We start from the raw sequence: 12,631 nt of genomic DNA on the forward strand, positions 1-12,631 counted from the left end.
TAAACTTTTTTATGTAGTATACCACCTATATATTTACTTTTCAAGAATGAACTACCAAATTTAATATTCCCAAATAAAAAAATTTCTGAATTCAAAGAGAATCCAGAAATTTTGTCACATATTTATCAAACATATCATAATTAAGAGTTACGTATTTTTCTCTGGACTCCTTTCGTGTAAGAGTTAATCCTGCTTCTCGAAGAACTTTAAAGTGATAAGAACCTGCTGACTTATTAATTTTAACTATCTCTCCGATTTCACCACAACTTACTCCGCGATTTACCTTTTTTAAATATCTAATAATTTCTAATCTAAACGGGTCCGAAAGAGCCTTAAAAATTTTTATTCTTATTTCATCTTCTTGTTTTTTTGTCAGTTTAATAATCATAATACTATTATATCAACTCCAAAACATTTTATCAATTGAAGTTACTATCAAACTCTTTTCACTGCCCGATAAACTCCAGTCATTATCTAAAGCTGCTATGAGAAAATGATTGACGACGCATACTGCTCTGACAAAACAAGACATAGTGGTCAAGATGACCCCGTTGTTATGCACATCAATGGAAATAATGCTGCATTTTTTAAAGAAAACGGAGAATTTATTACTGCATATAAGCTCGAATCATACCAAAAAGATAATTTTATACGTATTGGTGAGTTAATTATAAAGAGGTGAACTAATTGGGTGTAGGTGGATATATTAATATCGGTATTGTTTTCAATAAAGACAATGATTTAGTTGAGACAATGGAGACTATTAGAGATTTTATAACTAAAAACGGTAGCGAATTTATAAGTGTGAAATATAGTAAAGATATTGATGGTGAGGTTTGGCTTGAACACGAAATTCAGAATAATAAAGTAGAAAAATCTTTTCTAAATGGCTTCTATACAACATTTGAATTATCTGGTTCATTCTTGGGGTTAAGCCTAGGAGAATTAAATCTTACAATTCAAAAAGAAAGCAACTATTTTGGCTTTTTATTTGGAATTGGTTGGGAATATATGTTTCCTAAAGATAGTGATGATGCTAATATACCAGTTATTAGAGAACATATAGTAAATACTTTAATTGAACTGTATAAGAAGGCTAGATATGCGTATTCGTTCGCTGGTCATGAAATTGAAATTGAAATGCAACCAGATGAATTTGAACACTTAATAAAGGATAACGATTCATACCCTGTTGCTGTTATTGGACAAAGTAATACATTAGATGTTTATTATGGGGCTATTCGCAGTTTTGAGTGGAATACCCCTTCATTTAACTACTAAGTGGTCTGTAAGTTAAATGAAGGGGTTACTCTCTAATAACTCTGTTACCTTTAAATTCAACCCACCTGCAATAAGATAGATCATCGTTATTAGGTTTTTGGTGAAGCGGTATCCTCTTGCTTGTCGTTTGGCAGCTTGAATTAATCCATTTGTTGCTTCGAGGATGCCATTATTGATACACCTCGTAAACCATTGAAGGATGCCATAACGATCCTTGTGTATACTTTTCGCCAACTTAACCATATCTGGAATTTGAGACCGTCTTGCTCAAGAAAGCCATTGATCTAAATAGGCTTCTGTTTCAGATATGTCTTTTTCCTAAAAACGCTGGAATGCTACTTTCAGTTGATTGGCTTTCGCTGTCTTTAAAAATGTAATCTGGATCTGTTACATCGAATTATTTCGCAACCTTTAATACACTTTCTTCTGCCAATACCTTTTGAACTGCCTCCAATTTTAACTCAAACGAATAACGTTTATAACTTCTTTGCTTGGACATGGAAATCACTCCTTTTAAGATTCATTATGGTCATGATTTCCGAATTTAAACTGTCAACTATAAGGGGTGCAATTTACAGTGACGTCCCAGATTTTTTCGAATATTGCTAGATTAGCAGTATAGAAGATTGTGTCTGCTCTATTGACCTGAAGATTCGTAAAGAAATAGAGAGAATGGAGAACGAGCTTCTCACTATCAAATATTTTACTTGTATTCAATAAATTACGAGGCGCTTTGAGGTGTCAGTGTGACCCAAATGGAAGGTATCTAATTTTTTGCATGATAAAAATGATATAATAAAAAGAAATTAATTAATGAACTGGAGGCGCATGTGAATGAAATGGTCTGAAGTACGTCATCATTTTCCAGAACGTTGTGTCTTAGTAGAAGCATTAAAATCGGAAACAAGAGGAAAAGAAAGAGTCATTGAAGAAATGGCAGTGATTGATGACTTTGAAAATGGGAATGCCGCATGGAAAGTGTATAAAAAATTACATGCAGAAAATCAAAATCGCGAATTATATATCTTTCACACAAATAATGAGGAAACTAAGGTAATTGAGCAGCCATATATAGGTGTGCGAAGAAGAGTATGAAATTTAAAATGGATGATCATTTACCTCTAGTTTCGGTTGAGATTGAATACAACGGAAAGAAAAAGACGTTTAGTAACGTACTACTTGATACTGGCTGTTCTTCAACCATCTTAGATACGGATTTATGCGAGGAAATCGGAATATTGCTTGATCTAGAAAATGCGATAACACGAAAGATGTACGGAATTGGCGGTACTGAAATTTGCATTGAACAAAAAGTGAGCGGTATGAATATAGATGAGTACCAACTGAATGATTTCATTATACAGCTCGGTGATGTTAGGGAGATGCATGGATTTGACGGAATCATAGGGAGTGATTTTTTTCTCATAAATAAATTAATCATTGACTTTGAAAATATGGAAGTAAGAAATAACTAGGTTAAGGTAAACGCTACTACATCTGTAAATATCTGTCATAACCATCCAAACCATGTGGAGTGTGTCTTGCATATGGTTTTAAAGGTGTAACCCCAAAATAAACATTTGCTAATCCGACTCTGATTTCGTGAAAAAAATCTTTTGCGAGTTCGGGGTCTTTTTCATATCAATCCCATGTACAATTAATATTTTCTCGTTCTTCTCTCCAAATAAGCAACTATTTTTTTAACTTCCAAAAAAAAGTGAAATACAGTTATTTTGAAGATAATTTTCTTCATGGTAACTAAATAGTAAAAGGAAGGGATAAACTGGTTCCAATCACATGATAAAGGAATAACCTAACAAACGTAAAATCCTAAAAGCAGTGAATTCATAGACCTCAGAAGTCTCAATCTGATATTACCCAAGATAGGAGAGTCAAATGGTACCAAAAAATTACATGCCTAGAGCGAGAAGATTCGTAGAGAATTGGTGCGAATGAAGAACGGGCCGTTCACTATCAAATATTTTACTTACATTCGACAAATTTCGGGTCGCTTCGGGGTGTCTCTTTTGCTACTTCAATATCCTCTCAATCCCTTGTCCAATAAAGTTTCAATCGTTTTTCTCCGATATTCTCTGTTCCCATTCAGTTATTCCTTGAACTATATCTGTGATAATTATATACTGAGTATGAAAAGTTATACTTATAAGAAAAAGAATACATTCGACAATGAAGAGGAAGGTGGATTCATAATGGAACATCCAGAAGGAAAACATATTTTTGGTACTGTGAAAGTGGGTACAAAAGGACAAATTGTCATTCCAAAAGAAGCAAGAGATATATTTAATATTAAGCCAGGAGACTCTCTATTAATGTTAGGTGATGAAAAACAAGGCATAGCATTAGTCAAACAAGAAGTATTCTTTGCATTTGCTGATGCTATTTTAAATTCGAAGCCTATAAAAGAATCAGATGAGGAATAGTTATCGAATTCAAAATTTGAATGAGAATCCACTATTCAATTAGGTTCTGCTTTTATTCAGAATACCTTATAAAAGAATAAAGGATGAAGAAGATGATAATTACTGGTGTTTTATTCCTGTTAATAGTGATATTGGTTGGATCTTATTTTTATACGAATATGACTTATATTAAGAAACCTTTAAAAAAAATGTACAATTCAGGATTTATTGAAAAACAAATAAAATTAAAGGATGGTACAGTATTAAACTATGGTAAAGGTCCAAGTAATGGAAAAACACCACTTCTATTAATTCATGGTCAAGGTATGGCTTGGGAAGATTATTCCAAAGTTTTGCCTAAATTATCACAGCATTATCATGTTTATGCTGTGGATATTTTTCTTTTGTAAATAAGCGAGGCTTGAACGTTAACAACTTATTATATAATCTTCCATAGTGTGCACAAACATTACGAACGTTCGATAATGTTTGCAACCAGCTTTCTAGGTATAGGTATGGAACATTGTAATACATTTTAGCGATGTGTTTTTTTACATCTTCGTTTAAATTTCGATATAGTTTGGATAAGAATCCAAAGGATGTTACTTCCATTGCCGCCCAAATAGGGATTTCTCCATGATAATTTTTATAATGATGTTGAATAAACAATTCACCTTTACGACTTCTTTTAATCAATGTATCCAATTCATCTAAAGAATCTTTATGAAACTTTTCATTAATAAAGTTTTCTTTGTCTTTATAGCCAAGAGGACCAAATTTATGAGCACTCTCATAGGAAATATGTGTTCGGAAAGCTATTTCAATGGTTTCTAATACTCCTAAAAGCAATAATCTTAATTTTCGGTCAAATTCGTATAAAGAAAATAATGTTTCAAAGGATGAACCGCTAACATACTGCTCTTTATTTAACGGATTTTTAAGAGTAAGTCCGTAAGCTGTAAGTCGATAATAATTGATCCTTTGTAGTGTTTTTTCAGCATTGTCAGAATTCTCTATATGTAAATTTCTGCTTTTAAATAATTCCACTTGTTCCGTATATGTAGTGGGTAATTTAACTTTTGGAATATCTTTTTCAGAATCCAACGTAACATTTCTCCTTGAATAAATAAAATGACCCACCTTGGTCCGCATTGTTAAGAGGCGTGGTGGGTTCTGTTACTAATAGCATATACCTTGGGGCCATCTTTGTCAACGAATTGAAGTGAATACGCTTTATAATGTTTTCGTGTATATAGCATGTAGGGATAAAGGATAAAGGTAAAAGAGTACTATTAAAAGTTTTTGGATGTGCTACAAAATTAGTTTCAACGTTATATCTTAATTTATTTAAAACAGAAAAAGGTATAGAGACTAGGAAAAGTTATGAGATCCGCTCAAATATTAATGGCACAACACAAGCAGAATATGATCAAACTTTTTCACAAAAGTTCTTCAATCCTAGATATTTTAAGATTCTTTATTTGGTTGATTCGATACGGATATGTAAAGTATAACGAACTTTCTCTAAAAGTATTCGATTTGAAACATGCTATTTATAAGTGATTTTAAGTGTTAAATAATCAAGAAAAGATAACATAAACGTTTCTTCCAACGTAGAAATAAAACAATAAATAAAGAAAAAAAGAAAGTAGTATAACAAGTAATTTTTAGGATATAGAGCGGCAGCACAACAGAATGATCAGAAAAGAAATACTTTATTCTGTCATTCCGTACGTATCGCTTCGACACTAAAGAATCCGATAACAACGGAATCTACGGCTTTCGCCTATATGCCGTAGATTCCTGTCTTCTTTGCGGCAGGTCGCCGCATCGAACGAGCCGAAATGCTTAAAAGATAAAGAAAAAGAGGGAAATTCCTGGCTGTTGCCAGGAATCGTTTTCGCTCGCTTAAACATCGCTCTTTTTCCCCTAATAAACCACGTCTTTTTAGAGGCATCGAGCCTCTAAAAAGACGACTGTATGAAGAAAGAACTTTCATACAGAACGCTTTTTTATTTTTTGCCATGTCAAATAATAAAAAGCTATTTGCTAAACGGCTGCGGGCATCGAACCCTTGCCGTTTTTTTCTGTTTGTTTTCCTTTTCTATCCTTCCTTCGTTCTCCTTATTGTAACAAGTTCGCTTATGACAGCGGGAAGGGCGGGCGTTTTGGGAAAGAAAGCGGAAAAGCCAAGTGGGCTAAACAAGCGTAACCTTGCCAACTACGCAATGGAACGCTTGCTAAGTTATTGGGCTTTTCTCGATTTCTAACGAAAAAGTCCAGAAAGAAGGAACTTTTCTGGACTTTTCCTACCCAAAACTGGCAAGCGTGCTTCTTCGTCAGCACGCCCTTCCCCCTGTTTGCGCGAATTGTTGATCCTCTCTCAAACGCAGAAAGGAGAGAGGAAACATGAAAAAAGTATATGAAGTAGTACGCATTAAACAAGTAATCAAGGAAGTGGAGGGCGAGCAAAAATATATCATACGATCTCCTCAAGATGCAGCCATCGTTGCCGCAAAGTTTATCGGAGATGAAGACAGAGAAGTATTTTTCGTGATGTGTCTTTCTACCAAAAATGAAGTAGTAGCAGTACACCGCGCACACGTAGGAGGATTGAATGTCTCCTTGGTTATTCCGAGGGAAGTATTTAAAGCAGCCATTCTTAATAACAGTGCTTCCATCGTTGTGAGTCACCAGCACCCAAGCGGAGATGTAAATCCTTCCCTAGAAGATATAAGCGTAACTACAAGATTAGTAGAATGCGGGAAAGTATTAGGGATTGAAGTATTAGATCATGTAATCGTCAATGCAAAAGCTGATTATTACAGCATGAAAGAGCACGGGCAAAGGGAGAGCAATCTCCCTTTTTTTCTTCGGAAATCTTTTGATGTTACTGTTATTTTTTAATCAAGGAATAAAAGAAGAAAAGAACGTTTCTTCGAACGTAGAAACCATTCAATAAAAGAAGAAAAGAATAAAGAATTATGCCGAAGATAGCAGCACCTTTGTTTCCCGTTTTCGTGCTATTGTTCATTATTCACCAACTTTGGTGTGCTCAACGTATTCCATTAGCGTACCATCTGGTTGTTGCACCATCATATTGTACCCTGTCGACACTTTCGTAATATCCTGCAGGATTACGGCTCCATTATCCAAAAGCCAAGTCTTATAAGCGAGAACATCATCTACTAAAAAAGACAAAGCGATATTTCTTACAGCTGCCAATTTTTCATCCGTTTCCGCTTATAAGCAGAAGTTGGCCAACAACGGCATTGTTTAATTCCCTTTCAGCATAATGAAATCTTGTTCCTGCATTGGTTTGAAGTAGTTCTTCGTAAAAAGGAAGGGTTTTTTCCAGGTCATTTACATAAATAGGCGTTAAAATTTTATAGATTTGCATAATCGTGTTTCCCTTTTTAAAATAAGAAATTTGAATGTATGATTTTTTCTCATTGTACTGCAGAAAATGAGAAAAAGGCGAAAACTGTTGTTTTTCGCCTTTTTGTATGTACCATATTAACCAAAATTGCACATTAAAAAATAGTCCCTTTAATAACCTAAAAATGGTAAAGTGAATATTAGGAAATAGAACGAAAGGAATGAGTCAATGAAAACAAAACAATTAGACATTATTTTTTCGAAAGATCAATCTTTTGCTGATGAAAGAATAAATATTAAGGTTATAGGGCTACTTCCTAATCAAAAAATAAAAATAGAAGCCTCGACAGATAATTATCAGTGTATCAATATTCCAATACAACATTCATATGGTGTTTGGAATTCTTATGGTTATTTTATCGCCAATGATGAAGGAGTAGTAGACTTATCAAAACAGATTCCGATTGATGGAAGTTATAATTATTGTGATTCAATGGGGTTATTTTCTTCGATGAGTCAATATGAAGTTAATAAAAATCTAAATATCCCCACAAAACTAGACTCTATAAATGTTTTTGAAAGTTATTCTGTAACTTTCACTCTCACTATAGATAATGAAGTTGTATGTCAAAAACCTTGTTTAAGACTATTTAAAGATAGTAATGTAAAGGTCACCACAATTGACAATGAAAACCTTACAGGCCGATTATTTATAAACACTTCTTTAAATGAGATTAAACCTTGCATTATTGTACTTAGTGGTAGTGATGGAAGAATTGAAAAAGCTCAGATGATAGCTTCGTTATTGGCTTCTCATGGATTTCACACCCTTGCATTATCCTATTTTGGCCTTGATGGTTTATCAGAAAACTTATCAGAGATTCCAATAGAATACATAGAAAATGCTATTTCTTTTTTACAGTCACACCCTAAAACACAAGGAAATCAAATATATCTTTATGGACGTTCAAAAGGTGGCGAGATGGCTTTATTAGCCGGAACTTTATTTCCTCAAATAAAAAAAATCGTTGCTAATACACCTAGTTGCTATGTTTACGAAGGAATTTCTAAAAATAAAAAAATGTCTCGTCATTCTTCATGGACTTTTAAGGGAAGTGAAATACCTTACGCAAGGATCTCAATGAAAGCATTGTGCTCTTTTCTTTTAAAAAAACTTTTATCTTGGAAAACTGTAAATCTTATTGATTTATACGATTTTGTATTAAAAGATAAAAAGAATCTAAAAGCTTCTATACCTTTAGAAAAAATTAATGGGGATATCCTGTTCTTATCTTCAGTAGATGATGAAATATGGCCATCCTTCAAGCATTGTAATATTGCTGAAAAATATCTAGATAAATATAATTTTATTCACAGGTATGAACATTTTTCCTATCAAGATTGTGGTCATTTTTTGACAATTCCATTTCAAGCATACAGACCTAATAGAAAGAATAATATACAAGGTTTCAACCAATCTTGTGAGGATTCATGGATAAAGACTCTAAACCACTTTAATTCCAAGTTTGATAATTAAATATAACTTCATACTTAAATCTACGGGTTCTTCCATAAACGTGCCCGTTTGTTGAAGAAATAAAACATAAACAGTAATATCATTCTTCTTCAATTAGTTAAAGGATAATTATAACTTAATTTCATATTTCATTCGTTTTGCTGTCTCTATAGCAACTTCTTTACCATGTAGTGGAGAAATCAGATGAAAAGACATATTAATTCCTGCTGAAATCCCTCCAGAAGTTAAAAGTGAACCTTCATCACAAATTTAACACCACGTTGGACTGATACGTCAGGGACTTCCTGTTCAAATCTATCAATATCCATCCAATGCGTTGTTGCTCTTCTTCCATAAATTTATTGTCAGAAGGGAATTGGCAAATTGATACTTATGTAGATAAAAAACGATTTGGAGCTACTATTTTAAATGTACAGTAATTAAAAGTATCCTAAGCATACTTAAAAAGCTAGACTTAGGAAAACTCCATGAGTGGATCCAAGCGGTGATGTGACTCCTTCTATAGAAGATATAACCGTAACTACAAGATTAGTAGAATTAGGGATTGAAGGATTAGATCATGTAATCGTCAATGCTAAAGCAGATTACAACAGCATGAAAGAGCATTAGGAACTATAATAAAGAGAGAGATATCCCTTTATTTCGTGGAGTATCTTTCAGAAAAGTTATTATTTATCCTTAAACAACCAAGGAAGGAAGAAAAGAAGAAAACAACGTTTCTTCAAACGTAGAAAGCTAACAATAAAGATAGTACATAAACAAAAGGAATGCGCGGCAGCAACCAAGAGGGGTATCGGATGGGGAATCCTATCGCGGGTTATACCCATTTCCATTTTGGAACCTATCAAGAAATGGTGGCTAATTGGATCAATTAATGTAAGAGACCAAAATCATGTGGTTAAAGCTCTTCCTAATATGTTTCAAGTGACGTACTCGGACCAAGGAAGGGAGGCAATGCTCCAAAGTATTTTGAAGTAACCCTGCTAAACCGTGATAACCAGTGTTATTGTAGATTTGAAAAAAAGATGAACCGTTTATAAAAAGTTAAACCGTTTTGAAAAAAGTTGCACCGTACCCTTTTGGATATGGTTATCTAAAGGGGTGTTTTAAAGGAAAAGAGCATCTGAATATAAAGGTGAATTAATGAGCTGTTGAGTGACAATAGAGTTGTTCCGTTAAAGGGCCATATAGTTTGTGCGAACTGTTCCTGACTTAAATGAAATGTGGTCACACAATTTCGGTAAAGGTCAGGCAGTTTTAGATTTCTAAAACTGAAGGGGTTATGTCGAGGAGTCGAATGAGGAGGTAACGCTCTGAAAGGCTCCCCCTGCGTCGAATAGCACGCTGTTCAGTAAGGAAAAGCGTGTTTTAAGCTCGGCTAATAGGCGTGAGAATTTACCGTAACAGTCCGGCTGACGAAAGCCTACCCGATGGGGTGGTGTAAATCATGGTGCTTGGGTTGAACAAATAGGGTGAGAATGCGATGAAATAACATTCAAGGAAGAAAGAAAAGAAGAAAACAACGTTTCTTCTTTGGTAGAAAGATTCCTTGTGGAACCTTTCATTATTCTTTTAAATCATCCTTCTATTTGTTTCAGTTATTCTAGTTATTTCTAAAAAAATCTTCTTAGACTAGATATAGTTAAATAGCAATCTCTCTCGATTTCGATAACCAAAAAATAAAAAAGACTTTATACGAAGGCTTAATTAAAGCGAGAATCAACTAATTCAATCAATTTATCGGTCTCCTCTTCTGAAACCGTATAAATGGTGTGCGTATCTTCCGTTTTCATAAATGTATTTCTTTGTCCTTTTTCGCCTATCCATAAATACAAACTTTGGTGATTTTTTCTGTTGTAACCGATGTCCAAATAAAATTCGGGGTCAGCCATATTAACTATGCCAGCTTCTTTTACTGCATTTGGTAATATGCTTCGAAAGGCATCAATAGATTCTTTATCATCAAAAGTAATTTCATCAACACCTTTTGTTTTTGAAATGCTGACGCTATTAAAATCACTATTAATTGACAGTTTTTTATTGTTTTCCGTCTTAGTAGTTGGATTAACAGCAGTTTCAGTAGTGATATTTTCTTTCGGTTGACAACCAAAAAGAAGTGAAGATATAAAAGTTAAGGATAATGACATAAGAATAACTTTTCTCAAATCATATTACCTCCCAAAGTTTATTATTAGTATCATTCTCATTCTCATTAGACGAGTCAGCCCATCTAAATGTTTCTATGGATAAATTTCAACACAGAAAATCTAAATACCAAAAACAACAAAACTTTACGAAAACAGCCTTTCTTAATAAATCAACAATAAAATTTAACATAGCCTATAACAAAAAAAGGTAGCGTATTTTTAAGTGTGAAATACAGCAAAGATTTAAACGGTGACCATTGGGTGGAACATGAAATCGAGAATAATAGGATAAAAGAATCCTCAATGAATGGCTTTTCTTGTTTCATGGCAATGTAAAATAGAAAGGACATGAATTACACTACTCTACTTTTCCATCCAAAAGGAGAAGTTCCATATGCCATATGCTTAAGAAACAAAGGGAACGCGAGGAAAAAAGCTAGAGGAGTATCAGAAGGGGAACCTTGTCGCGGGTTATACTCATTTCCATTTTGGATCCTGTCAAGTAATGAAGGAGAATTGGATCACGCAATGCAAGGGACACAACCATATGGCTAAAGCTCTTCCTATCATGTTTCTATGGAAGCATTCGGACAAAGGAAAAGAATAATAAAGTCATTGAAAAGATAATAAAATTATTAAAAAATAGAGCCGATACTAAGTAACTTAGTGTAGGCATTTTCCATTCGTCGGGAAAATTAAGAATTAAAAGGGTTGATAAAACAACAGGTTAAGTGTAAAATTACACTAAATGATACCGAGGAAATATAAAGGTGGTTTAAATGAGGAAGAAAATTTGGATTGTATTATTCGTTGTATTTATTTTGATAGGAAGTCTAATTGCTTACATAAAATTTAAAGAAAAAAGTGTTGAAGGTAGTGTAATTAACTATTTGACAACCGAAAAAAACATTTCTAAAAAGGATATTATCTCTAGTGGATCGTTTATAGCGAATTTAAGTGGAAATAAAAATTTTATGGTTGGTATTAAACTAAAGAATGATGATAAAACGTATTTTTATTATAAGGGTAATGGGAAAATTATTTTAGAATCTTATACAGAAAATGGAGTAGAGCATGTGGAAAATAAGCAAATGTAGATTTGAAATAAAGTTGAATGATTTGCTGTGACTTTTAATTGTTGATTATTAATTGGAGGTGAGAATGATGATAAAAGCTAATGTTCTTATAATTGGAAGTATCATTTTAGCTACCATATTAGGAATATTTGGTCAGGGAATTGCTTATTTTTTGAATGAAAATATTATAGAAATTCACCCTATATACTATTTAACTGCCCTAACAATGATAAGTGTTTTCTTGTATTTAGTCACACCTGTATTAACATATATAGTTATTAAAAAACAAATAATTGAAAAAGGTAGATTTGGTGTATATACCCTTGTTATTAGTACCATAGGTCTACCGACTTCCTTTTGGTCATTATTTGTTTTAGCAATGTGGTGGGGTTAATGTAAGAATTAGCAGTATAGAAAATGATCAAAATTATTCTATTATTCATTTTTCGATTTTTAACCTAAGAATTCCAAAATTATTACGATAAACCCTTCTGATAATTTGTGTTTTTGGAAGGGCTTAGGGGGCTTTTTAATTGGAAGTAAAACTGGAAATAAATACAAAATAATCGATAGCTCTAATGAATCTAGTGTAAGGTAATAGAAAAATAAAAATTTTTCTGATTGTGTTTAGATGAAATCATCATGCTCTAAAATATTTTGAAGAAACCATGGTACCTGGTGATAACAAGTATTATAAATCACTAGTGTTGTATAAATACTGTCGAAATTTTCAGTCAAATTATTTTCCCTGTTAAGAGCCAATAAAGTAAATACCCTATCAAAGGTGGCTCC

15 protein-coding genes and 3 pseudogenes are annotated in these 12,631 nt (G+C 33.2%); 11 read left to right on the plus strand and 7 right to left on the minus strand.

Going from position 1 to position 12,631, the window contains the following annotated elements; translation table 11 throughout:
• Positions 1–91 precede the first annotated feature (91 nt).
• Complete coding sequence (locus tag ACTYA4_RS14650; protein ID WP_443482157.1) at positions 92–388, minus strand: ArsR/SmtB family transcription factor; 297 nt, start codon at positions 386–388, stop codon at positions 92–94.
• Positions 389–520: 132 nt separating this feature from the next.
• Between ACTYA4_RS14650 and ACTYA4_RS14655 the strand changes: the two are divergent.
• Both ACTYA4_RS14655 and ACTYA4_RS14660 read left to right on the plus strand, forming a co-directional pair.
• Positions 521–682 (plus strand): annotated as a pseudogene (locus ACTYA4_RS14655) (SAR2788 family putative toxin); the annotation flags it as partial.
• Positions 683–687: 5 nt separating this feature from the next.
• Positions 688–1,281 (plus strand): Imm64 family immunity protein, encoded by a 594-nt coding sequence (locus ACTYA4_RS14660; RefSeq protein WP_443482156.1) that lies wholly within the window; start codon positions 688–690, stop codon positions 1,279–1,281.
• A 12-nt stretch (positions 1,282–1,293) separates the two neighbouring features.
• Here ACTYA4_RS14660 and ACTYA4_RS14665 read toward each other — a convergent pair.
• Positions 1,294–1,536, minus strand: a pseudogene (locus ACTYA4_RS14665) (transposase); the annotation flags it as partial.
• A 579-nt stretch (positions 1,537–2,115) separates the two neighbouring features.
• Here ACTYA4_RS14665 and ACTYA4_RS14670 point away from each other — a divergent pair.
• The 4 genes from ACTYA4_RS14670 (at position 2,116) to ACTYA4_RS14685 (ending at position 4,111) form a co-directional block, all read left to right on the plus strand.
• On the plus strand, positions 2,116–2,376 hold the full coding sequence (locus tag ACTYA4_RS14670; RefSeq protein WP_443482155.1) for a hypothetical protein: 261 nt from the start codon (positions 2,116–2,118) through the stop codon (positions 2,374–2,376).
• Complete coding sequence (locus tag ACTYA4_RS14675) at positions 2,373–2,756, plus strand: retropepsin-like aspartic protease (protein WP_443482154.1); 384 nt, start codon at positions 2,373–2,375, stop codon at positions 2,754–2,756. Before ACTYA4_RS14670 ends, ACTYA4_RS14675 begins: the two co-directional genes overlap by 4 nt.
• Before the next feature lie 735 nt (positions 2,757–3,491).
• Positions 3,492–3,722: an AbrB/MazE/SpoVT family DNA-binding domain-containing protein gene (locus ACTYA4_RS14680; RefSeq protein ID WP_443482153.1), complete on the plus strand. Its 231-nt coding sequence runs from the start codon at positions 3,492–3,494 to the stop codon at positions 3,720–3,722.
• Positions 3,723–3,805: 83 nt separating this feature from the next.
• The gene (locus ACTYA4_RS14685) at positions 3,806–4,111 is read left to right on the plus strand and encodes an alpha/beta fold hydrolase (RefSeq protein WP_443482152.1); all 306 of its coding nucleotides are present in this window, start codon (positions 3,806–3,808) and stop codon (positions 4,109–4,111) included.
• On the opposite strand, the gene ACTYA4_RS14690 is transcribed toward ACTYA4_RS14685, so the two are convergent.
• Positions 4,059–4,805: an Abi family protein gene (locus ACTYA4_RS14690; protein WP_443482151.1), complete on the minus strand. Its 747-nt coding sequence runs from the start codon at positions 4,803–4,805 to the stop codon at positions 4,059–4,061. The two genes, ACTYA4_RS14685 and ACTYA4_RS14690, sit on opposite strands and share 53 nt — an antisense overlap.
• Before the next feature lie 1,305 nt (positions 4,806–6,110).
• Here ACTYA4_RS14690 and ACTYA4_RS14695 point away from each other — a divergent pair.
• Positions 6,111–6,608: a JAB domain-containing protein gene (locus ACTYA4_RS14695; RefSeq protein ID WP_443482150.1), complete on the plus strand. Its 498-nt coding sequence runs from the start codon at positions 6,111–6,113 to the stop codon at positions 6,606–6,608.
• Between the two features lie 126 nt (positions 6,609–6,734).
• On the opposite strand, the gene ACTYA4_RS14700 is transcribed toward ACTYA4_RS14695, so the two are convergent.
• Both ACTYA4_RS14700 and ACTYA4_RS14705 read right to left on the minus strand, forming a co-directional pair.
• Entirely contained in the window at positions 6,735–6,926 is a 192-nt protein-coding gene (locus ACTYA4_RS14700) for a VOC family protein (RefSeq protein ID WP_443482149.1), read from the minus strand.
• A 4-nt stretch (positions 6,927–6,930) separates the two neighbouring features.
• The gene (locus tag ACTYA4_RS14705) at positions 6,931–7,101 is read right to left on the minus strand and encodes a VOC family protein (RefSeq protein WP_443482148.1); all 171 of its coding nucleotides are present in this window, start codon (positions 7,099–7,101) and stop codon (positions 6,931–6,933) included.
• Between the two features lie 207 nt (positions 7,102–7,308).
• Between ACTYA4_RS14705 and ACTYA4_RS14710 the strand changes: the two genes are divergently transcribed.
• The gene (locus ACTYA4_RS14710; RefSeq protein ID WP_443482147.1) at positions 7,309–8,616 is read left to right on the plus strand and encodes an acyl-CoA thioester hydrolase/BAAT C-terminal domain-containing protein; all 1,308 of its coding nucleotides are present in this window, start codon (positions 7,309–7,311) and stop codon (positions 8,614–8,616) included.
• A 108-nt stretch (positions 8,617–8,724) separates the two neighbouring features.
• On the opposite strand, the pseudogene ACTYA4_RS14715 reads toward ACTYA4_RS14710, so the two are convergent.
• Positions 8,725–8,948 (minus strand): annotated as a pseudogene (locus ACTYA4_RS14715) (type 1 glutamine amidotransferase family protein); the annotation flags it as partial.
• A gap of 139 nt (positions 8,949–9,087) precedes the next feature.
• On the opposite strand from ACTYA4_RS14715, the gene ACTYA4_RS14720 reads away from it, so the two are divergent.
• Entirely contained in the window at positions 9,088–9,225 is a 138-nt protein-coding gene (locus tag ACTYA4_RS14720; RefSeq protein WP_443482146.1) for a JAB domain-containing protein, read from the plus strand.
• A 1,094-nt stretch (positions 9,226–10,319) separates the two neighbouring features.
• On the opposite strand, the gene ACTYA4_RS14725 is transcribed toward ACTYA4_RS14720, so the two are convergent.
• On the minus strand, positions 10,320–10,781 hold the full coding sequence (locus ACTYA4_RS14725) for a YhfM domain-containing protein (RefSeq protein WP_443482145.1): 462 nt from the start codon (positions 10,779–10,781) through the stop codon (positions 10,320–10,322).
• A 761-nt stretch (positions 10,782–11,542) separates the two neighbouring features.
• On the opposite strand from ACTYA4_RS14725, the gene ACTYA4_RS14730 reads away from it, so the two are divergent.
• Complete coding sequence (locus tag ACTYA4_RS14730) at positions 11,543–11,860, plus strand: hypothetical protein (RefSeq protein WP_443482144.1); 318 nt, start codon at positions 11,543–11,545, stop codon at positions 11,858–11,860.
• A 64-nt stretch (positions 11,861–11,924) separates the two neighbouring features.
• Positions 11,925–12,233: a hypothetical protein gene (locus ACTYA4_RS14735; RefSeq protein ID WP_443482143.1), complete on the plus strand. Its 309-nt coding sequence runs from the start codon at positions 11,925–11,927 to the stop codon at positions 12,231–12,233.
• The last annotated feature ends 398 nt before the right edge of the window (positions 12,234–12,631 follow it).

This window comes from Niallia yueguangensis (assembly GCF_052663115.1).

Bases quoted from the DNA above. Each gene is read 5' to 3' on its own strand.
- ACTYA4_RS14650 (WP_443482157.1), bottom strand. From the start codon at position 388: ATGATTATTAAACTGACAAAAAAACAAGAAGATGAAATAAGAATAAAA.
- ACTYA4_RS14670 (WP_443482155.1), top strand. From the start codon at position 2,116: ATGAAATGGTCTGAAGTACGTCATCATTTTCCAGAACGTTGTGTCTTA.
- ACTYA4_RS14675 (WP_443482154.1), top strand. From the start codon at position 2,373: ATGAAATTTAAAATGGATGATCATTTACCTCTAGTTTCGGTTGAGATT.
- ACTYA4_RS14680 (WP_443482153.1), top strand. From the start codon at position 3,492: ATGGAACATCCAGAAGGAAAACATATTTTTGGTACTGTGAAAGTGGGT.
- ACTYA4_RS14685 (WP_443482152.1), top strand. From the start codon at position 3,806: ATGAAGAAGATGATAATTACTGGTGTTTTATTCCTGTTAATAGTGATA.
- ACTYA4_RS14695 (WP_443482150.1), top strand. From the start codon at position 6,111: ATGAAAAAAGTATATGAAGTAGTACGCATTAAACAAGTAATCAAGGAA.
- ACTYA4_RS14705 (WP_443482148.1), bottom strand. From the start codon at position 7,101: ATGCAAATCTATAAAATTTTAACGCCTATTTATGTAAATGACCTGGAA.
- ACTYA4_RS14710 (WP_443482147.1), top strand. From the start codon at position 7,309: ATGAAAACAAAACAATTAGACATTATTTTTTCGAAAGATCAATCTTTT.
- ACTYA4_RS14730 (WP_443482144.1), top strand. From the start codon at position 11,543: ATGAGGAAGAAAATTTGGATTGTATTATTCGTTGTATTTATTTTGATA.
- ACTYA4_RS14735 (WP_443482143.1), top strand. From the start codon at position 11,925: ATGATGATAAAAGCTAATGTTCTTATAATTGGAAGTATCATTTTAGCT.